This is a genomic window from Pantoea sp. VS1 (assembly GCF_002207995.1).
GTDB classification, from domain to species: Bacteria; Pseudomonadota; Gammaproteobacteria; order Enterobacterales; family Enterobacteriaceae; genus Pantoea; species Pantoea dispersa.
This window is the reverse complement of sequence record NZ_NHZE01000045.1, coordinates 1-21357: the sequence shown is the minus strand read 5'-3', so window position 1 is coordinate 21357 and position 21357 is coordinate 1. Positions and strand designations below refer to the sequence as shown.

Sequence of the window (21357 nt, the reverse complement as noted above, 5' to 3'; positions counted from 1 at the left end):
GTTTGCGGCTCAGACCATTCCGCCATTGGCGCGCAGGATCTGTCCGTTCATCCAGCTGCCCTGTGGTCCGGCGAGGAAAGAAACGACATTAGCGATATCCTCAGGCGTGCCGAGGCGTTCCAGCGGATTCATATTGGACATGCGCGCGATCAGTTCATCGCTTTTCCCGTTGAGGAAGAGGTCGGTCGCAGTCGGGCCGGGCGCGACGGCATTGACGGTGATGCTGCGTCCGCGCATCTCTTTGGACATAATGGTTGTCAGTGTTTCGACTGCCGCCTTGGTCGCGGCATAGACGCCATAATTCTCAAGCTTAAGCCCGACAACCGACGTGGAGAAGTTGATGATGCGCCCGCCAGAACGCAGGCGGTTTGCCGCTTCGCGCAGAGTGTTAAACGTTCCCTTCAGATTGATGTCAATCTGCTTGCTAAAACTCTGATCGTCGGCGCTGGTCAGCGGAGACAGCATCATTACGCCGGCATTATTGACGAGCACATCAATAGCGCCAAACGCAGATTCGGCTAAATCGAACATGCGTTTTACCTGGCTGGCATCAGCAACGTCCGCCTGCGCGGTGATGGCTCTGCCACCGGCGGCTTCGATCTCCTCAACCACGGCGGCAGCAGCCTCTGCGTTGCCGGCATAGTTCACCACGATGGCAAAGCCGTCCGCAGCAAGCTGCCTGGCAATGGCGGCACCAATTCCGCGGGATGCACCGGTTACGATTGCAACTTTCTCTGAAGCAGACATAGATATTCTCCGATTTTCGCGCGGTATCGCGCCTGAACACGGAGAAACTCTAGCACTGTATCTTTTCCGGATAATCAGTCATTATCTGGTATCAGAATCCGATTATGACGAACAATATCATGGACAGAATTGATACGATGCGCGTTTTCACGCGTGTGGTAGCGCGCCGCAGCTTTACAAGGGCGGCGGAAGACCTCGGCCTGCCACGCTCGACCGTAACGGACGCGATTAAGCAACTTGAGTCGCGCCTCGGGATTAAGCTGCTGGAACGTACCACGCGTCACGTCAGCCCGACGCTGGACGGTGAAGCCTATTACAAGCGCTGTGTTTCTATACTGGACGATATCGAGGATGCCGAGGGCGCGTTTGCCGGTGCCCGGCCGAAGGGGTTATTGCGTGTCGATGTTCATGGCACGCTGGCAAGACATTTTGTTCTGCCGCACCTACCTTGTTTCCTCGCAGCTTATCCTGATATCGAAATCTATCTGAGCGAGGGTGACCGGCTGGTCGATCTGGTGCGAGAGGGAATTGATTGTGTCCTGCGTGTCGGAACGCCGCAGGACAGCGATATGATCGCACGGTGCGTCGCCACGCTGGAAGAGGTCACGGTCGCTTCGCCCGGTTACGTCTCCCGGTTCGGGCTTCCGTCGGATCCGCATGAACTGCATTCCGGCCACAGGATGATCGGATTCCGCACCACGGGTAGCAGCGGCATACTCCCCCTGGCATTCAGGGTGGACGGCAAGCGCATCACCACGACGATCAAAACTTCAATTACCGTTAATGCGGCTGATACCTTTGTATCCGTGGCGCGCATGGGACTCGGCATCATCCAGGTGCCGCGTTATCACGTGGAAGGTGATCTGAAGACGGGGACGCTCGTCGAATTGCTCAAAGCCTTTCCACCTGAACCGTCTCCCGTCTCTGTCCTTTATCCGCGTAACCGACAGCTTTCACCCAGAGTCAGGGTCTTCATCGAATGGCTAAAAGATCTCTTCCTGCAGCACGACGTGGATAGTAATGCCGGCAAGTAATCTGTTGTGAAAATCGAAAACGGTGCAGAGACGGCTGGCGCCGTCACAGCTTACACAGATATTGATAGAGCTCCGCGTCCCGCTGATCTGGCGTAAAGCGCGGGCAGCTGTGGCACTGCTGGCTCAGCGTGCGGTAGTGCTGCAGTAAACCAAGTTCACGCAGCATGCGCAGCCAGCCCATCGGGCCATAACATTGCTGCTCATAAATTTTGTCGCGGATACTTTTCACGTCCACGCGCAGCAGCGTGGCGTTAAGGTCACTGTAATCCGGGTGCTTTTTGGTGCCGCCGACCTGTTTGAACAGGAAATTGCGCTCGTAAAACGCAGCAACCTTCTCTTTGACCTGAATAAAGATGTCATCCACCTGTTCAATGAAAATGGTGTAGATCATGATTTTCAGGTACAGCATAAACACGATGTTTTCTCTGTCTGCCTGATAGCGTACCGACAGCGTGCCAAGCTCTACCACTTTGCGCTTTTCCAGCTGCAGGGCGGCCATCTCTTCACGAAAAAGTTTGCTGCACGGCAGACGGTTATTGTGATTGGCGATGACGCTTAGCGTGCCGAGGATATCCTGGCCTTTGCGGGCGAGAAACAGCGTGCTTTCCGGATTTAACAGCCCTTCGTTATAGAGAAAAATTGAGCGTTTTTCCTTAACGATTCCACTGCGCCGGTACTGTTCGTTGGTCACCTCCATCCCTTTAAGGAAGTCAATCAATCCGCTTGCTGGTGTAATGCTGATGCGCTGATCGATACCATTAAGTATCCTGCACATTCTGTGGGTTCTTTTTGTCAGTACGCCATCAGAGATAGCGCTGCTAATCACTGATTTCTTTGTTAAATGCACTGTAATCCTCAACCAGTCCACATTAAATTTTCGCTAATATAATAAATATAATTTAATGATTGAATAAATTTTTGCTGCAAATTTAGATCGCCTTAAAAGCGTGGCGGCAGCGGATAAGGCGCGTTGCAGGGGAGAAAGTATCGGCGGTAACAACCGGAACGATAGCAGGGATAATGATTAGCATGATTTAATATTTGTAGCGGGACGAGCAGCATGGCGCTGGCTGATTTCAACGCCTGGTCGCGACAAAGGATTTTAACTGGTCAATAAACGCTCTCAGCGAGGCCGACATATGGGGATTGTTAACGTAATAGAGATGAAGTCCTGAAAATACCGCAGACCACTCGCTCAGCACCTGCATGAGTTCGCCGCGTTCAATCCAGGGTTGTGCGAACTGATCGCTGATATAGGCCAGCCCGGTTCCTTTTAACGCCGCGTCGAGCACAAAATCCGTTTCGTTGGCGGTGACAATGCTTTCAACATTCACGCTGTGCGCGCCTGCCGGCCCATGAAATTCCCAACGTTGCAGCACACCGGTATCGGCCCAGCGATAGGTCAGGCATTGATGCTGGCGCAAATCCTGCGGATGTTGTGGCTCGGGATGGCGTGAAAAGTAGTCCGGGGAACCGACCACAATCATCCGCATGTCGGGCGTCAGTCGCACGGCAATCATATCCTGCTGCACGAGTTGTCCCGATCTGATGCCGGCATCGAATCCCTTGCCGACAATGTCTGTGAGGCTGTCATCAATGACCACATCAAGAGAGACATGCGGATAGTTCTCCCTGAATGACGGCAGCATGGGCGCAATCAACATGCGGGCAGCAATACGCGGCAGATTGATGCGAACCCGTCCACGCGGCTCGTCCTGACAGGCACCGACGTCCCTGACGGCCGAGGCGATCTCCGCCATCGCCGGCATCAGGCGATTGAGCAGGGCCTGTCCTGCTTCCGTCGGCGCCACGCTGCGGGTGGTCCGGTTGAGTAACCGGCTACCCAAACGCTCTTCGAGCGCGCGGATGGTATGACTCAGCGCGGAGGGCGATACACTCAGGCGCTGCGCCGCCCGTCTGAAACTGCGTTCCTCCGCGACACAAACAAATGCCCGGAGTTCGCTAAATTCGCTGCCTTTCATTGTTGCTTCCCGGCTCAATAAGCTGTGTCGATTATAGCGTATTGTTATTCATAATCAGAAGCCGGAGACTAACAACACCAACAAAATTAATTACCTGGAAGGGCTTTACGATGACAAAACACATGCGGCGCTGGGAAACAGACGCCATCGGGCGCGATAACCTCGAACTGAGAACGGTCGCGATGCCGGTTCCGGGTCCGCAGCAGGTGCTGGTGAAGGTTGAAGCCGTCGCCCTGAATCACCGGGACAAGATGGTGATTGAGAATGGCCGGGGCCTGCCGCTTGCGTTTCCTTTTACACCGGGGTCCGATCTGGCCGGCGTTGTTGTTGGCCGGGGGGAAGGGGTCAGCCGCTTCACCACCGGTGACCGGGTTATTTCAACGTTTACGCCCGACTGGATCGACGGTGTGCGTCCCGGCGATGCGCGCACGCCGGCCTATAAAACGCTGGGCGGCTATTATCCCGGCGTGCTGGCTGAATATGTGGTTATGCCGGAAGCGTGGCTGGTTACCGCCCCCACGACGCTTAACCCGATTCAGGCTGCCACATTGCCCTGTGCCGGTCTCACCGCCTGGTTTGCGCTGGTCGAACGTGCCGGCGTGCAGGCTGGCGACATTGTGCTGATTCCCAGTACCGGCGGGGTTGCCCTGTTTGGTTTGCAGATTGCCAAAGCGCATGGCGCGCAGGTGATCGTCTCCGGCAGAGCCAGCAACGCCGACCGGACGAAAGCGCTGGGTGCCGACCATTATGTGGATCGCCACCGTGAAGACTGGATGGAGGAAATTTACCGCATCACCGCCAACCACGGTGCCGATCATATCCTTGAAGTCATCGGTGGCGATCATCTGGGGAAATCCGTGCAGCTGGCGGCGGTCGGTGGGCACATCTGTCAGATCGGCGCGCTTGAGGGCTTTGACTTCAGCTCACCGGCAATGCCGCTGATGATGAAAGACGTGACCCTTCATGGTATCGGCACCGGTAGCCGCCGCGCACTCACGCGCCTGATTCGTGCAGTTGATCGGACCGGCATAAAGCCGGTGATCGACTCGGTGTACGCGTTTTCTGACCTGCCATCAGCGCTGGACCATCTGGACCGGGGGCCTTTCGGTAAGGTGGTCATCACGATGAGCAGCGAGTGATACGCGCGCTGATCGCTGGCGATTTATGCAGCATCCACCCGTCGTCCAGCGGCCATCGCCACGCCTGACATCATTACCGCCTTTAATCCTGAAAATCCCGTCGCTGATTATGTGCTTAACTTAGCGTTGACACGGCAACAGGGTGAAACATGACGTTTAAAAGGAAAAATGAAGCGGCAATCATTTCAGGTTCCTCGCTGCTGCGCAGTATTTTGCTGTCCGGCGGATTACTGATATGCGCGATCATTGCGCTCACCCTGTGGACGCTGCGTGAAGACTGGCACGGCGCGGTGCGCCAGACGGAAGAGATGGCGGTCAATCTTTCCCTGTCGCAGTCTCGTCAGGCGGAAGATACCGTGCTCCAGACCGAACTGGCCCTGCGTGAAGTGCAGCGCGACCTGCAGGCGCAGCCGCTGGAAAAGCTCAACGCCGCCAACCTGAGCCAGATTATGCGCGATCTGCAAAGCCGTCTGCCGCAGCTGCATGGGCTGTTTTACTATGATGAGCAGGGACGCTGGATCGCCACCTCCACGCGCAGCGTGCCGGTGGGCACCAACAACTCTGACCGTGAATATTTCCGCTATCACCGCAACAACAGCCGTGACAGTTTGCACATCGGCCCGGTGATTCGCAGCCGCAGCACTGGCGATCTGGTTATTCCGGTTTCCCTGCGCGTCAGCGATGCCACGCGTGATTTCAAAGGCATCCTGTTAGCCACCATTAAAGTGGATTATTTCCGCCGTTTTTACAGTTACTACGAACTGGGGCCGCGCGACGTGCTGGTACTGATGCTGGCAGACAGCACGGTGCTTTATGCCCGTCCGATGCCCGACAGCTATATCGGCAAGAGTCTCTCCGCCAGCCATCTGTTCCAGCAGATGCTGGTGAAAGCCGATCGCGGTAGCGGCGAGTGGAACGCGGCGCTGGATGGCCAGGTGCGCATCTTCGGCTTCGCCAGCTCAGAACGCTATCCGCTGGTCGTCGCGGCGGGTTATGACAAGCGCAATCTGTATCTGCGCTGGGTGAAAGGGCGACTGCAGGATATTTCCCTGAACGTGGCGCTGCTGGTCGCGATTATCCTGCTGGGACTGTTTGTTATTCGTCAGGCTCGGCATAGCCAGCATTATCAGGAAGCGCTGCTCAAACTTAAAAACGACCTCGCTGATGCCAATCACCATCTGGATCAGCTGGCGTTTTTCGATGGGCTGACCGGTCTGGCTAACCGCAGACAGTTTGACCGCTTTTTGCAGAATGCTTTGCATAATCTGCGGGAAAAATCAGCGCCGGTGTCGCTGATTTTGATGGATATTGACTACTTCAAACACTACAACGATCGCTACGGGCACGTGGCAGGCGATCACTGTTTACGCCAGGTGGCCGACGCGCTCAAACGCCTTAAGCTACGGCAGAGCGACATGGTCGCGCGCTATGGCGGTGAGGAATTTGCCATCATCCTCGCCGGTGCCGATCAGCAGGCGGCGCTGAATATTGCGCGTCAGGCAGTACAGGCGATTGCTGACCTGCATCTGCCTCACGCCGCTTCCGCGCTGCCCGACGCGCAGGTGACGCTCAGCGCGGGCTGTGCGACCACCTGGCATGACGATCAGGCCGGCAACCTGATCGAGCATGCTGATGCGGCGTTGTACCAGGCCAAGCATAGCGGACGCAATCAGGCGCAGGCCTGGCGGGCAGTGAGTGATTAACAGTTAAAACAGGAATGAAGCGTGAAACATCGACTTCCATAAACTGCGAGCGCTGGAAGTTGTGTTTCAGGTCATACGGCACCGTACAGTCAAAAATGGTTTTACAGGTAATGCCATGGGCGCGAATCGAGTTGCTGAAGGCCGGATCCTGTGAGGGATCGAGCGGGTGACAGCGCACGCCTGGAATAAAGATGGTATCCGCGTCGCCCTGATAACGCGTGGTCATCGCCCAAATCACGTCATTTAAGTCGAACACATCAACATCCTCATCAACCAGGAACACGTGCTTCAGCTCTGAAAAGGCCGAGAAAGCCAGCAGGGCAGCCTGACGCTGGCGTCCCTCATCCTGCGGGCCGCGCTTATTGATTTGCAGCACCGCAACATATTTCCCGGTGCCTGGCGAAGGGCAATGCACATTCTTCACCAGACCCGGTAACGCACGCTCAACCATATCGAGAATGCTGGCTTCGGTCGGGATTCCGGCCAGATTGGTGTGCTCGTCGCTCGGTCCGATGCAGGTTTGCAGGATGGGATTTTTGCGGTGCGTCACGGCTTTGACTTTAATCACCGGCACTGCCGCCTGCGCTTCACCGGTATAACCCGGGAATTCCGGCATCGCTTTACCGCTATGGGTATGCTGATCTTCCTGTACGCGATAATCCGGCACCAGTTCACCCTCAATCACGATCTCTGCATGGGCAATGGCACGTGCCTCTACGGCGACACCCTTAACCAGCTCAACCGCCCGACCGCGCAGACCACCGGCTATCGCCAGCTCATCAAAACCGAGCGGCGTGGTCGGCGGTTCGAAACAGGCACCAATTTCGATGGCCGGATCGACGCCAATACTGATGGTAATCGGCAACGCTTTGCCCGCCTGCTCAGCCTTGATGCGGAACTGATCAAGATGGCGGCCCGGCACAAAGTACATCGAGATCTCATCTTTGCCCTGCACACACAAGCGGTGAATAGTGACGTCATGTTCGCCGGTTTCCGGATCGGCGGCATAACACATCCCCATAGTGAAATAGGGGCCGGCATCTTCAGGCGTGTTGGTTGGCGCGGGCAGCAGGCGGCGGATATCAAAACCGTCGTCCGTGGCGAGGTGCACCACTTCCTGACAAACTGCCTGCTGCTGGCTTATTTCCACCGGCGCAATGGCGTTGTGTACCGATGAACGCAGCAGATGCGCCAGCTTTTCTTTCGGCACTCCTAGCAGGCGCGCCACGCGCTGCCGTGAAGCCAGCAAACCAATCAGTACGCGAAAGTTGTCGTAACCTTTGATGTGATTAAACACCATCGCCGGTCCGGTCTGCGTGGGACGCATCACGGTACCGCCCGCGCCAACGTAACGATAGACACCGGACAGTTCCGCTTCGGGATTCACCGGTTCATCGGTCTCAATATACTCACCATCAAATTGTTTCAGCAGTTCAATGGCAGAACGCAGATCGTAAACCTCACTGCTGTGCGAAGAGGGAGATGTGTTTGACATAGGCTGTTCCTTAGTTTGAGAGTGTCTGGTCATCACTGGCGGGATGCAAACCCTGCCAGCGCGTGGCGCCAGCAGTGTCGATACCAAGCTGATCCAGCACGCGACCCACGATATGATTTTCCACATCGGCAATCGTGGTCGGATGGTTGTACCAGGCCGGCACAGGCGGAATCAGGCTGACGCCCATGCGTGACAGCGCCAGCATGTTTTCCAGATGAATGGTGTTGAGCGGGGTTTCGCGCGGTACCAGAATCAGTTTGCGCTGCTCTTTCAGGATGACATCCGCGGCGCGGCCAATCAGCCCTTCCGCATACCCGCTGCGGATACCGGCCAGCGTTTTCATGCTGCAGGGAATAATCACCATCCCGTCGGTGACAAATGAGCCCGAAGAGAGAGTCGCGGCCTGGTCACCGGCCGGATGAAACACATCGGCCAGCTGTTTGATGTCGTTGAGAGAACAGTTGGTTTCATGTTCCAGCGTCACTTTTCCCCAGCGTGACAAAATGAGGTGCGTTTCGATATGCGGAATGTCCGCCAGCTGCCGCAGTAATCGCAGCGCGAGTGGGGCACCGGTGGCGCCGGTTACGCCGACAATGATGCGCATAAGGCCTCCTGTGAAAGGCAAAAATTTTCCGGCGCGTTCCTGCCGTCGCCGTCCTGCTGCCAAAGATAATGCGCTCGCTAATCAGGGGCTAATTGGTATTATGCTTTTATTAATAACGAATCCTTATCAGGTGTGGCATGGATTACCGTAAGCTGCGTTCTTTTCTGGCACTCGCTGATACGCTGCATTTCGCACGGGCGGCGGCGGCGGTTAACCTCACGCAACCGGCGTTGTCTCAGCATATTCAGGCACTGGAGCAGCAGTGGGGCGTGAAGTTATTTGCGCGCGACAAGCGTAAGGTGAGTCTGACGCGCGAAGGCGCATTGCTGCTCGGGGAAGTCCAGCAGACGGTGCAGCGTGTGGAGCATTTGCAGGACACGATTAAGCAGGTGGCCGCCGGACGACGCGGCATGTTACGCATTGGCTATGTGGGCACATCTATGCTGGAGCCGGCGCTGGTCAAAATTATCCGTGCCTTCAGGCGTGATTTTCCACAGATCGCGCTGCAACCCGTGGAGTACAGCGTCAACCAACAGCTAAGCCTGCTGGAGAGCGGCGATTTGGATATCGGCATCCTGCGCGGGCCGCTGCCGGAACGTCGCCAGATTAGCCGGCAAATTCTGCATCAAACCTCGCTGTGTGCGGTGCTGGCCGACGACCATGCGCTGGCGCAGCAGGCCTGCGTCTCGCTGGCTGATTTGGCGGCGGAGCCGCTGATTTTGCAGGAAGATCCGGAAGGCATCGGGCTGGGTGGCGCGGTACTTAATCTCTATGCGGCCGCCAGGCAGATTCCCGCCAGCGTGCTCCGCGCACGCGATGTGGCCACCGCCGTTGACCTCGCTGCACTGGGGCTGGGCGTGACCTTCATCCCCCACGCACCGGAGAGATTTTTGCGGCAGGATGTGGCACTGCTGCCGCTGGCGCAGCAGGATGTCACGACGGCACTCTACCTGTGCTGGAAAACCGGCGCGGCTAACCCGGAGATCCGGCGCTTTGCCGGGTACGCGCAGTCACACTATGGTGAGGAACCCGCTGCGTAATCAGGCGGGCATTCCAGCCTCAGCGGCGTTATGGGGATCAATATGGCGAATTGCTATGCCATATCGGCCAACTTGTGATTCACTGACGTACTCTATTGTCAGATTATGCGTGAGAAGCGTAGTCATGAAGCCAACACTGAATCAGCTAATGAGTTTTTGTACCGTGGCAGAAGTGGGAAATATAGGCCGGGCAGCAGACAAGCTGAATATTTCGCAGCCACCGCTAAGCAGACAAATAGCCCAGCTCGAACGTGATGTGGGTGCGAAACTGTTTACCCGTAATGCCAAAGGCATGAAGCTTACCTTTGCCGGCGAGCAATTCTTAAAAGACGCTTACGCCGTATTAAGAATGATGCAGCAGGCGTGTAGTAATGTGCAGGCTGTTTCAGAAGGGCAAATGGGATTGATTAAGCTGGGCGCAACCATGTACGCATCGTACAGTGTGGTGCCGCAACTGGTCATGAAACACAGAATGAATTATCCCGGTATTGATCTGCAATTCCAGGAAATGATCCCGACCGGGTTAAACGCTGCGCTGGAGGATGGGCGGCTGGACGTTGCGATCAGCTTTTCGGAAGTCACCAGCTCCGCGATTAACTCGCTGGTGTTATTGCGTGAACCGTTAATTGTCGCGCTTCCTGCGGATCATCCCCAGGCCAGTGTTGAAAATTTCACCCTGGAAACGCTGGCCAATGACCCGTTTATCATTGTGCCTCGCCCTATGTCGCCGCTGCTTTATGATAGGATTTTTAATCAGTGCCTGAAAGCCGGTTTTAGTCCACATATTGGCGTTGAGGTTTCAGTCCAGCAAACCATCGTTAATTTCGTCGCTCATGGATTAGGGGTGGCCATCATTCCGGCAAGTATGGCGACGGCGCAGATAAGAGGCATTAATTATCGGAGAATTGCGGACGCAAATACCATCGAAAATATCCTGATGTGGTCTTCTGATAATAAAAATCCAGCGCTGGAACACTTTATTAACCAATGCCGTGCCCTCGCAGAGGAGTTAAGCACGGCATCGGATACCCGCATCAGTTCTTAGCAATCACGATTTCGATCAGGCTGGGTTTACCGCTGGCGATAGCCTCCTCGACAGCCGCAGCGATCTGTGAAGCCACCTCAATCTTACGCGTTTTCAGCCCCAGCGCGGTGCCAAGTGCCTGATAATCAATCACAGGATCTGCCAAATCCATGGCGATAAAGCGATTGGTTTGCGCCGAGGTATAATCGTCTTTAGACCGCATAAAGTTCTTAAGAACATTATATTCAGTATTGTTCATCACAATAAAGGTTACCGGCAATTGCTCATGGGCGGCGGTCCACAGCGACTGAGGCGAATACATTGCCGCACCATCCCCAACAAAACATACGACAGGGGCTTTGCCCAGTCCGAGGGAATATCCCACTGCTGCGGGCATGCCCCAGCCCAGACCGCCACCGCGCATAAAAGCATATTGATCTGCTCTGTTACTCGACAGCGATCTACGCAGCGATTGTGAGGTCGCAATGGCCTCGTCAACAATTGTTATATCCGGACCAATAGCGCGCGCGGCCTCAAATGCGGCGATCAATGGCGTGATCTTCGTGGCCGACTGCTGCTCTTGTACCGACTGTAATAAGTTCTCTTTAGTTTGTTCGAACTGTGCTGCCGCAGCCGCGAAACGACGCTGATAATCGGGGCGATTGTGCGCGGTAGCCTCTTTCAGCTCAGGTAGCAGCACCGCCAGCGATAATTTAATATCGCCGAGAGTTGAGAGCTCGCTACGATAAGTTCGTCCCAAATCGCCGGCATCAGCTGAGAGCTGGAACACTTTACAATGCTCCGGCACGGCACGCCCCTCGGTGTAGAGGATGGTGATGAGCGATTTACCGCCGAGCGCAAAGATTGCATCGTATTGATCAAGCGCTTTGGCAATGTCCGTCGCCTGAGTAGAGAGATTGCCTCGCCACAGAGGATGCGCGGTGGGATACGGAATCCGATTCGGCCAGGTTGAGCCATAAACGTCAGCGGCAAGCAACTCAGCCAATGCGACAACTTCCGCAGCCGCGCCGCTTTGATGAATCTCATCGCCGGCAATAATCGCGACCTTGCCGGGAGTAAAGGCGGCTAATTTTTTGGCTAACAGCGGCAGTGAACCTGCGACCGCTTTACGATCAACGTTAGACGGCGCGCCGATGTCAACGGCGCTCATGGCTTCCATCACATCCATCGGTAAAGAGAGAAAAACCGGGCCTTTGGGCGCAGCATCCGCATCATGAAAAGCACGGCGCACCAGGATTGGCAGCTGGTCAACGCTGGTGACTTCCTTCGACCATTTGGAAAAAATCTTACCCATACTCACTAAATCCCCCAACAGCAGGGGATCGGTGATGCTGTGGCGTAAATCCTGCTGGCCAGCCGTCACCACTAATGGCGTTTGCGAGCAAACCGCATTGTGCAGATTGCCCATGCCGTGTCCCAGACCACCGGCCGTGTGCAGATTGAGAAACCCGGGCTTACCGGCGGCCTGCGCGTAACCATCGGCCATCGCGACCGCACTGGCTTCCTGCAAGGCAAGCACATAGTTGATGTTGGGATTTCTGAGCAGGGCGTCCATGAACGGTAATTCAGTCGTACCTGGGTTACCGAACACATACTCAACGCCTTCGCTCTCTAACACTTCCAGCAGGACATCACCACCGCGGCGTACCGGGGTGTCGTTTAATTTTGCAATGGGTTTATTCATCGTTGTTCACCTCTGACTATCGGTTAATAATCCGCCAGTTTCCGGGCTGAATTTATCTTAGAAGCAGGGTGAGCGTTGATTCCAATACTAAGATTGGCCTGTTTGATACCCTAAAAGGTATGACTATGAGGCAAAGCCGCGTGATTAAAGGTGCCCATTCATCAGATCCACCATCGCCCCGGCATGCGCATCAACGTGGCGAATGTAGCGCATCACCGTTTCCGGCTTCTTCCAGGTGCCTTCCTGCATGATCTGCGCGGTGCTGTACTTATTGCTGGCCATGTCGATGGCGGCACCGACCCGTGTGCTATGTCCCGACCAGCCGCGATAGCGATTCTTATTGGGTTGCACGCCGGTGCCCTGTCCCGCTTCACGCCAGGCGCGGACGAAAATATCCTCCAGCGCGCGGGTTGAGAGCGGTTTATCGCAGACAATCTGCGCCTGATTGGCGCGGTGAACCGGGCCAAAAATGAACGCGTCGGGTTCAGCGATCAGCCCGGATACCACCAGCCATTCGGTCAGCCGTTGTGATGAGAGATCGCCGAGTGCCTTAATTAGTCCTCCGGTCATCACAATGGTTTTGGTCCAGGCGACATCGAGAATGATACGGCCATCAGCTGCGCGCGAAATGTCACGCACCCGCAGGCGGCTCAGCTCACTGATGCGTAACAGCGTGGCGTAAGCCACATGCAAAAATGCCAGATCGCGCTGCTGCTGCAGGCGATCGGAACCCGCCCAGCGCTGATCCAGCGTGAGTAAATCCCGAATGCGAAAGGGGATGGCCTGGCCGGCACGTTCACCGGCTATCACCGCGCTACGATTGATTTTTTTCACGGCGCGGAACACCAGCGGCGAAACATTGGGCGGCACCAGACCGGCGTTACGGTGTAACATGGAAATTAATGCCGCATGAGTCGCGATGGTCGAAGAGGCGCGCCCCGATGCCTGAAGCCACAGCAGGTAATCACGCAGATCGGCAGGATCCATCGGTAAAAATTGCCGGCCATGTTCAGTCGCCCAGCGGCTGCCGATGCGCATAACGCTCAGCAACTGTCGCCACGTGTTATCAGAAAACGCCTCTTTATCACTGACAAATTCTCTCAGGCGTTCAGCAATATCCTCATCAGCACTGTGCATCAGGGCCGGGCTGGCGGTAATCCCGGGCAGGGTGTCCGTTTTACTCATTAATTTATGACGTCGCTACGTGAATTCTGTGCATGTTGCAGGGTCATCACCCGCCAGATTTAACGTAGCAGTGCCGGTTTTTTATGCACGATGTGGCGCAGTCACACTGCAGCATGTTAACCAAAGGTGATGATCCTGCGGATCCTGACTTTATATAAGTCTTATTATATGAAGTTACTTTTGTTCAAAAAGATCCATTAATGGACGGATGCCCATGACATCACATGTGGTCAAGAAAGATAATTATTTTGCAGCATAGCCGCGTTGCGGAAGTTTATGCACTGTACAGGCTAATTCCGCACAAATAAATGCCGGTAAGAGTTGCTTTCGGAGGTTCATAATCACAAAAAACACAACATATGGTAGTCGAGAGTAACTGATTGGCACTAAATGTTGTGCAGAGAGGGAAGGGGCAGGGCGTGCGGAAGAATACTGCTTTCTCCGCAAAGGGTGAGAAGGGACGGAAGCAGGCAGGTAAAGAATTGAGTTGGGTCAGGCACGATCAAAAAAGGCTTCCCTTACGGGAAGCCTTTCATGAAAATCTTTCGCTAATACAGACATCGTTGAGTAGGACTGTACGCTCGCATAGTTAGAGAACCTGTCTCTGAAAGAGATTATGGAGAAAGTTGACGGATACGTCAAGCACAAATTTTGTTCGGTTCGCATGAGCTACGTATTATAGTATGTAAAACATAAGGAAAGATGGAAATCCCCATGACAATATACGCGATACTCAACTCTATCTCACAACAGAGATTTTCAACGTATCAGACAGCCGTATTTAAAGGCGCTACAGATGAAGAATGTCTGGGCATTTACCTGTGGAATAAACAGTTAGCAAGCGCGTTTCTACCGGCCCTTCAGATACTTGAAGTTTCTCTGAGAAATGCCATTTATCAGGCAAAAATCGAGTATGAAGAGGAAGTCATTGAAAAAAAATTCGCTGCACATGCATGGGCAGCAAAAAAGGCTGCAATTGACCGAAGCTGGTTTATTACCGTCATGACGCAAGCAAACAATTTAGAATCTTACCGTCAGATAAATACAGCCCGAGGAAAAATCACTTACGAGGCTAAGTCTCATAGTCCAGAGAATTACATAGCAAAGCTCACTTTGGGTTTCTGGGTTGCATTAGTTGATAAAGATTTCAGTACACCTAATGCAACCTATCTGACATTGTGGCCTCATCTTCGGGGAAAGGTGTTTCCGAACGCATGCAATAATAAAGGCCAGCCGTTATCTATAAACAGAATTGGAAACGATTTGCGTGATATTAATAAAATACGTAACCGCCTTTCTCATCATGAACCATTATGGCGCAAAAATAGCACATACAATGTATAGCAGGCGATTAATAAAATTGCTAACGATTATAAAAAATGCCTTGATATTATACGTTGGATAAACCCGTCTAATTTAAAGCTTCTTAATATTATTGATAATAATGATAAGGTGCGGGAATTGTGTAACACACATGCTCTCTGGAAAAACAAGCAACTTCCTAACGGCATACCAACACTTCCCCTGATTGACTCTAACGACTGGTGCAACCCGTTATTGATGAACACTAGGTTAGATGGTGTGATAACTAATATTAATATCAGCGGGGGGTTCGCTATCATTCACTGTGCCAGTGAAGGCAAAGATTTCTGTGCTCAAACAAGCAGTTTTTCAGGTGGCATAGCATCTTATAATGTTTCAGATGTGGTCAATTTTGAACCGAGCAGCATCATTACCCGTGGTCAACCGACGGCGAGCACTATACGCCGCTGATTTGAGTTTTTTTTGGATTTAAAATTATAAGGAAATAATAAAATGGCAAATAAAAATGTTAATCAAGAAGAAATGGAGAGGAAGTTCAGGCCATTTGTAAATTTGTGGAGCATATGTACACCTGAATTTGTTGAGCTAATCAAGATGCTTTTTATTCTGGTCAGGTATGGTGACAATGATTCTTTATTCAAGCGAAGTTCTGAACAAACCGAAAATTTCAAGCAGCTTCTCAGTGGCTGGAAGAATGCACAAGATATTGTTGCAGAATAGTTAGTTATAAGATTAAACCGCAAAGAAGAGATTGAGAAAAACAAAAAGTTGGCACACGCTAAAAAAGACTACGAAACGAAGCAGGCATGCATACGCGATGAAGTACGAAATGGTGCTGAGATTACTATTCTTAGAAGATGCATAGATTCCATGGTCTGGACTATGTTAGGTAACGAGCACTCTTCCATCAGGCGCCTTCCTGTAAATGGAAGTCCTGACAATCTTTCAGAACGAAATATACTGGATTCAAAGTCTGCTGCCGATGACATAAATAGAGATCCGCTAGCGTTTGCAGTTATTACTGATATGACCACATTTGTCCATACAGGTGATTTACTTGCCTTAATTCCGGGAAAAGGAATTTCTCTGATTGAGTTAAAAAGCGGTAAGAAAAACATAGAGTTCTCAGAGGCTGCTGAATTCGCAGTATATAGTGCGTGTCCTCACTTCGATGAAGCGTTTACGAAAAATTTTGATAAAAATGATATGAAACATTATCAGAGAGCAAGGCGCCAAATAACGAGAGCCAAAAACATTGTAGATGCCATTGAAACAGGTAAGGGCTTTGACAACTTTCATCAGACAGATGTTAGAATTCAAGACAGAAACTTTATTCCTGATTTTTATAGCGACAAGATTAAAGGGCTTTGGCGAGAAATATACAATGGCAAGAATTGGGCTATTACTAAAATAAATGATTGTCTTCATGTTGGTGCTTACAGTCGTTCAGATATGGGATTTGTCGGCTTCAATACCTGGATGGACGTAGAAAAGATAAAAGGGACCGTATACAACATTCTGGACAGTTACTCTGATCCGCTATCGCGTCCATTTTTTAGCCTGAACTTACCTGATAAGCTACTTATAGATATCGTCGACAATAAACTCATAGTTGTAATGTGTCTTGATTACAAGCTATTCGTTGAAAGTGCAAATAAAAAGTATCCCAACCTTTATTTTTACACTGATCCCCCCCCTATAATGACAAGAACTGAAGAAATGATGTCCGTTGATGGAAAGGGTGTTGGATCATATGTCGATAAAAATATTAGCTATTTAGGTAAGGGGTATGAGAGTCGAATTATTTTCGATCAGCAATATCCTGCGAGCTTAATCGACTGGGGATACAAAATGAGCGACATAAGAAAGAATCTCTCTAAATTAAACAGAGCAGCCAAGGACAAGGCACGTAGAAAATTAAAAGATAAAAGGAAAACAAGTAGGCGTTGATTCAAATAATTCGATGTTTAAATAAAGATACAGGAAAATCGAATAAATACGTTTCATTGAGGAAAGGGATTACCTTTTCCGTGACTACATTTTAGTATGCTAAGAATGTTGCGCAACCGTATCATGACAGGCATAACAGAACGATTGTTAAAACTATAGTTACCGGCATTGATCCTCCTCTTGTAATGTGTTGATATTTAAAGCAAATTACGTTAAGCGAATTTTTAATTACCAGATAATATGCATAGCAAATGTCTCGAGCTGACCATTGTCATAGACAGTTGCCCAGCCCGAAAATGTTAAAAATGACCGCGATAAATTACCTCAAGAGCACGCCTTGAATAAGTCATGAGCTCTCCGGTCGTAATCATTTCAGCGGAGGCCGCTGGATTTGTATCGTGATGAAAGCGCTCGCTGAGCTGCGTATTTCCATAGAAGAGCTGGGCAACCATGTGTCGGTAATGGAAGGGAGTAACCGGGCGCTCGACCCCGCGAAAATTCGCCACTGTCGGCATCTGCTGGCCTTTCATCGTCCCACTGAAGGCACACGCTGGGATGAGACCGTTTCTCCTATGCTGGATACCCTCAACGACTTTCTGATGATCACGATGCCTGGTGAGCCCGTGCGCGATATGAAAAACGTTATGCGCAGCGCAGAGAATGAACTTGCTTTCCGACAAACTCTTTATGAGCAGCTGCTTGAAGTAAAGCAGTTTCAGAAAGAACTGACGGCAAGCCTGTCAGAAGAGTTTATCTCCCTGACGCAGCCCGTCCCGATGAGCGCGGCGGAAAGGCTGTGCCGCTGGCGGACCTGTGTAATGCCTGAGCGCTTTCGCTGAGGCGGACTGCGGCCGCACGAGTATACCAGCCCCAGCGATCAGAACGCCCGACGCAGCAGCCTGGCGCATAAGCTTTAAGCCAGGTGCTTAGCGTGACGGCGTCACCCCCCTGCCGCGCAGCTGACATCATGCAGGACACCTGCAGTGCCCTGCGCAACACGCGGCGTCAGGGCGACGCCTGCTCCCCAGCATCTGCTGCCGGCGGCCGGTCGTTGAAAGCTGCCAGCTGCCTTTCCATTTTGCGCGTCATGCCCGGCGGGGGCACTGCCGTGTGCATCAGCCATGGAAACCAGGCGAAGGCCACGAGCAGAAGAATGATCAGAAGTGCCTTCCAGGCGACCAGGCTGTGTAACAACACCACCATTACCGTTCCCAGCACGGCCGTACAGAAAAGCGCATTCAGGCAAAACAGCCAGAAGCAGATCCGGTGCCAGACGCGGCTGAAGTAAATCTTGCCGTCACGCGCAGAAAGCCAGGTGCGCCAGAGCGACAGGTAACCGGGACGCACACTGAAGCGGGCGGCAAACAGCACGGACAGGTCCTGCAGTTCAGGATTAAAAAGCCGGGTGAGTTTCGAGAGGCTCAGCTGCCGCAGCTCCCGGTGAACAAGTGCATGGATATCCGGCGGCAGATAATCCTGAGTGAGCATATCTTCCAGCCGGCGCCGGCGAATATTCATCAGGCTGCGGGCGATGCCCGCCGGATCGGCCCTGACGAGCCAGGCGTGCACGACCATCACGCCCATCACACAAAACACGGTCGGCACGATAAGCCAGACGGATAATCTGCCCTCTGCATACAGTTCTATTATCCGCGTTAAAACAGCCTCCATATTTCTTCCTCCTTTTAATAAATGTCCTTGTCAGCCCGGCGGCAGGCTTCTGAGTACGGCGGCCGCCTCGGCGCCCTCTCCGCTGAACGACACGGCGAGCGTCGCCACCACGTCCAGCGCAAACACCCGCGTGTACACCTCGATCGAGCGCGCGTCCTTGTGCCCTGCCAGCGCCTGAATGACCTTGAGCGGCTGGCGGTGATAAAGCAGGTGCATCACCCAGGAGTGCCGGAAAGTATGGGGGGTTACCGGGATCGAGAAAAACACCCCGTCCGCGTTTGCCCGCCTGACCGCGGCCTTCAGCCAGTTGCGCATGATTTCGTCGGTTGCGCGCCAGAGCGGCTCGCGGTGCTTCAGCCGCTCGGTGGCGAGCCAGCTTTCCAAGTGGCGCACCGTAGCCAGTATCCGTGAGCGGCACCAGGCGCACCGCGTCCTTGGGCGGGTGCCCGTGCCGGCTTCTGACCTTTTCCGAAAGAATGCGCACGAACGGGCGCGGCCCGTCCAGCACAAACGACTCGGGCGTGAGGCTGCAGCTTCGCCGATGCGCGCCCCGGTGTTCCAGAGGGTGCTGAACAGAGAGTGGTGGCGCCGGTCGGGCATGTAGTGCAGCAGCGCGTTAATCTCGGGGGCCAGCAGGTATAACGGCGTGACCCCGTTAGCGGTGGCCATACGGCGCAGCGCCACCGCGGTCGCAAAATCCGCGCCCGGGGCAAAGGCGAGCGCGGTGACGCGTTCTGGTGAATTCTGCAGGGGAATGATGCTGTTGATGGCGTAATTTTCACGTAGCGTTGTCTATGCATTTATCCGGCTATTTTCACGCAGCGGGGCGACGTGTACCAGATCAATAAATCGCGGAGGAAGGATCCTGAGTTTGGTTTTACACACAATATAGAGGGTTATCCAAACCCCGTAAAGGATCCTTATTTTGCAAAAAACCGCGCAAACCCGCGTGGCGCAGGGCCTCATCCCCCGTTCCGCGCCTTTGGTATAATTGGGGTAACTCCAAATGCGCTGGCAGGGTCAGCAGTACATGTACGAAACCGACCCCTTTAGTACATTCATATTTAGTTAGCGTGATATTAATTAACTTATTAAATCATTACCGATATTGCCTTAGTAGATGTGCTGAAAGATGATTAACCTGTAATTTGAGAAAAGAAAACTTGACTTTTTCTTATGATTGCTGCCTTTTAGTACATTAAGAATTATCCTAAAAATCGAGGCGAGTTGAATGGCATTACCGGATGAAGTTGATTTCGTTGTTAAGGTGGAATCAGGTCGCAACCTAGTTGACATGAACTATACGCTTGATACGTTAAAGGGCTTTTCAACAGCAATAGGCGCTGTTGCTGATAGCACATTAACAAATAACGTTAAAGCTAGAAGTAATCCTGCTGATGACATTCGCACAGAGCTTCTTGAGGCAGTTCTCGGTTCATACGTTCAAACATTTCGACTCAAGATTAGCGATCCGGTAAAAGCACATAAGTTTAAGAAAATGGGTAGTTCAGTTTTATCAGAACTTATTACTTATTATGTAAATGAAGTATTGCATGCTGAGCAGCCAATTCTTACAAAGAAAGCTAGTGAATACATTAGGAAATTAGAGCCTGTCGAAAATAAAATTATTCAGAGAATCCATTCATGGGTTTCTGACATGCATACAATTTCTGTACGTAAAAATTATTCGGTTAAGTTATTTAGAAAGACGGAGCAAAGGACCTTCAAGATGTTAGAGGTAAGTAAGCAGACTTATGGAAATGCTTTTGAACTTACCGAAGATGAAAATAGTATAGATATAGAGGTGGTAATTTCAAGGTTTAACATTTTTACTGGTAATGGAAGGTTACTTCGTGAGGATGAAAATTCCACAGTTCCTTTTAGCTTTGCCACCTCCTACAGTAAAATAAAAGCTTCATATAAGCAAAGTATCTCTGGGAATTTACTTGCAAATACAGCTGTTCCTGATGAAGATAGAGTAAACATCACATTAAGAGTCAAACCAAAAAGAAATCGATCGGGCGAAGTAGTTAAATATGTAATCTACGAGGTTGAGCCTGAATGAAAAAAGGGTTTTGGCTATATATTTTATTAGCAACAGCTTCTTGCATCCTATTGATTTTAGGTAGTTACGTCGGGTGGTTTTTCTTTCATCTGGAAAGGAATGTGTCGTCGAGCGGTGAGCAATGGGGGCAGTTTGGCGACTTTGTAGGAGGTATTTTAAACCCTTTGCTTAGTTTTATGACCATATGCATTTTGATTAAAACATCTTTAGCTCAGGAAAAACAGACTGAAATTTTAGATAAAAGAGAAAAAAATAAAAGGTTCGACGATCGTTTTTATGCAATGGTTACACAACTGAAACAAAGCTTTGATAACTTGAGTTTTAATTTTGGTACTAATTTCAAATGGGACGGAGTAAAGCTAATTAAGCTGATGGAAGATACCCTTTTCAATGGTAAGGATATGACCCATCTGCAAACTTCTCAATACAGGAATGCTATTTTTCCTGTTGTAAGACAATTTTACCTATTGCTCAAAATGATAAAAGACGAGTTTAATAAAGGTAATATTGATGAGCAAGAGCTAAGCGATTACTATGTTTGGTTAATTAACTGTACAGACTATAACTTACTCCGGTTCGTTATATTTAGCTCATGCTATTATGATAGTGTCAAAGCATCTCAGTATATAGTTAATACAATTGATTTTATCAGTGAGCTAAGAAAGCTAGGTTATGGATCTTACATAGATA

At 51.7% G+C, this 21357-nt stretch carries 19 protein-coding genes and 1 pseudogene; 11 read left to right on the top strand and 9 right to left on the bottom strand.

Translation table 11 applies throughout. The features are described 5' to 3' along the window. Window positions 1–9 precede the first annotated feature (9 nt). Window positions 10–747, bottom strand: coding sequence for an SDR family oxidoreductase (locus CBW22_RS16880; RefSeq protein WP_088517251.1), 738 nt, complete (start codon window positions 745–747; stop codon window positions 10–12). Between the two features lie 119 nt (window positions 748–866). Between CBW22_RS16880 and CBW22_RS16875 the strand changes: the two genes are divergently transcribed. Further along, a complete protein-coding gene (locus CBW22_RS16875) occupies window positions 867–1781 on the top strand; it encodes a LysR family transcriptional regulator (RefSeq protein ID WP_088517559.1) in 915 nt (304 codons plus the stop codon). A 43-nt stretch (window positions 1782–1824) separates the two neighbouring features. On the opposite strand, the gene CBW22_RS16870 is transcribed toward CBW22_RS16875, so the two are convergent. After that, on the bottom strand, window positions 1825–2556 hold the full coding sequence (locus CBW22_RS16870) for an N-acyl amino acid synthase FeeM domain-containing protein (RefSeq protein ID WP_141097335.1): 732 nt from the start codon (window positions 2554–2556) through the stop codon (window positions 1825–1827). Between the two features lie 301 nt (window positions 2557–2857). Beyond that, the gene (locus tag CBW22_RS16865) at window positions 2858–3763 is read right to left on the bottom strand and encodes a LysR family transcriptional regulator (RefSeq protein ID WP_088517249.1); all 906 of its coding nucleotides are present in this window, start codon (window positions 3761–3763) and stop codon (window positions 2858–2860) included. A 110-nt stretch (window positions 3764–3873) separates the two neighbouring features. Between CBW22_RS16865 and CBW22_RS16860 the strand changes: the two genes are divergently transcribed. Beyond that, entirely contained in the window at window positions 3874–4902 is a 1029-nt protein-coding gene (locus CBW22_RS16860; RefSeq protein ID WP_088517248.1) for a zinc-dependent alcohol dehydrogenase family protein, read from the top strand. A 149-nt stretch (window positions 4903–5051) separates the two neighbouring features. Then, a pseudogene (locus CBW22_RS16855) lies at window positions 5052–6581 on the top strand (diguanylate cyclase domain-containing protein); the annotation flags it as partial. Here CBW22_RS16855 and CBW22_RS16850 read toward each other — a convergent pair. Both CBW22_RS16850 and CBW22_RS16845 read right to left on the bottom strand, forming a co-directional pair. Beyond that, window positions 6472–8100, bottom strand: a complete 1629-nt coding sequence (locus CBW22_RS16850) for a UbiD family decarboxylase (RefSeq protein WP_369597200.1) — start codon at window positions 8098–8100, stop codon at window positions 6472–6474. The pseudogene CBW22_RS16855 and the gene CBW22_RS16850 overlap by 110 nt on opposite strands. Before the next feature lie 10 nt (window positions 8101–8110). Next, window positions 8111–8704 (bottom strand): UbiX family flavin prenyltransferase, encoded by a 594-nt coding sequence (locus CBW22_RS16845; RefSeq protein ID WP_088517246.1) that lies wholly within the window; start codon window positions 8702–8704, stop codon window positions 8111–8113. Between the two features lie 137 nt (window positions 8705–8841). Here CBW22_RS16845 and CBW22_RS16840 point away from each other — a divergent pair, with 137 nt between their 5' ends. Together CBW22_RS16840 and CBW22_RS16835 are read left to right on the top strand one after the other, a co-directional pair. After that, the gene (locus CBW22_RS16840; RefSeq protein ID WP_088517245.1) at window positions 8842–9744 is read left to right on the top strand and encodes a LysR family transcriptional regulator; all 903 of its coding nucleotides are present in this window, start codon (window positions 8842–8844) and stop codon (window positions 9742–9744) included. A 124-nt stretch (window positions 9745–9868) separates the two neighbouring features. Next, complete coding sequence (locus CBW22_RS16835; RefSeq protein WP_088517244.1) at window positions 9869–10789, top strand: LysR family transcriptional regulator; 921 nt, start codon at window positions 9869–9871, stop codon at window positions 10787–10789. Here the strand turns inward: CBW22_RS16835 and CBW22_RS16830 are convergent. Further along, window positions 10779–12473, bottom strand: a complete 1695-nt coding sequence (locus CBW22_RS16830; protein WP_088517243.1) for a thiamine pyrophosphate-binding protein — start codon at window positions 12471–12473, stop codon at window positions 10779–10781. The two genes, CBW22_RS16835 and CBW22_RS16830, sit on opposite strands and share 11 nt — an antisense overlap. Before the next feature lie 144 nt (window positions 12474–12617). Further along, window positions 12618–13658, bottom strand: a complete 1041-nt coding sequence (locus CBW22_RS16825) for a tyrosine-type recombinase/integrase (RefSeq protein WP_088517242.1) — start codon at window positions 13656–13658, stop codon at window positions 12618–12620. 702 nt (window positions 13659–14360) lie between these two features. Here CBW22_RS16825 and CBW22_RS26780 point away from each other — a divergent pair. From CBW22_RS26780 to CBW22_RS16810, 4 genes are all read left to right on the top strand, one after another. Beyond that, on the top strand, window positions 14361–15002 hold the full coding sequence (locus CBW22_RS26780) for an Abi family protein (protein WP_247653142.1): 642 nt from the start codon (window positions 14361–14363) through the stop codon (window positions 15000–15002). 471 nt (window positions 15003–15473) lie between these two features. After that, window positions 15474–15701 (top strand): hypothetical protein, encoded by a 228-nt coding sequence (locus tag CBW22_RS26775; RefSeq protein ID WP_254919525.1) that lies wholly within the window; start codon window positions 15474–15476, stop codon window positions 15699–15701. Between the two features lie 162 nt (window positions 15702–15863). Then, window positions 15864–16931 (top strand): hypothetical protein, encoded by a 1068-nt coding sequence (locus CBW22_RS16815; protein WP_254919524.1) that lies wholly within the window; start codon window positions 15864–15866, stop codon window positions 16929–16931. Between the two features lie 398 nt (window positions 16932–17329). Further along, window positions 17330–17770, top strand: coding sequence for a hypothetical protein (locus tag CBW22_RS16810; RefSeq protein WP_141097334.1), 441 nt, complete (start codon window positions 17330–17332; stop codon window positions 17768–17770). A 166-nt stretch (window positions 17771–17936) separates the two neighbouring features. Here CBW22_RS16810 and CBW22_RS16805 read toward each other — a convergent pair whose 3' ends face one another. Then, window positions 17937–18602, bottom strand: a complete 666-nt coding sequence (locus CBW22_RS16805) for a hypothetical protein (RefSeq protein ID WP_141097333.1) — start codon at window positions 18600–18602, stop codon at window positions 17937–17939. Window positions 18603–18632: 30 nt separating this feature from the next. Further along, window positions 18633–19202: a site-specific integrase gene (locus CBW22_RS16800; protein ID WP_254919541.1), complete on the bottom strand. Its 570-nt coding sequence runs from the start codon at window positions 19200–19202 to the stop codon at window positions 18633–18635. A gap of 631 nt (window positions 19203–19833) precedes the next feature. Between CBW22_RS16800 and CBW22_RS16795 the strand changes: the two genes are divergently transcribed. Both CBW22_RS16795 and CBW22_RS16790 read left to right on the top strand, forming a co-directional pair. Then, on the top strand, window positions 19834–20667 hold the full coding sequence (locus tag CBW22_RS16795; protein WP_088517238.1) for a hypothetical protein: 834 nt from the start codon (window positions 19834–19836) through the stop codon (window positions 20665–20667). After that, window positions 20664–21357 (top strand): hypothetical protein (locus CBW22_RS16790; protein WP_088517237.1); only part of this gene is annotated, 694 nt, incomplete at its 3' end. The genes CBW22_RS16795 and CBW22_RS16790, both read left to right, overlap by 4 nt.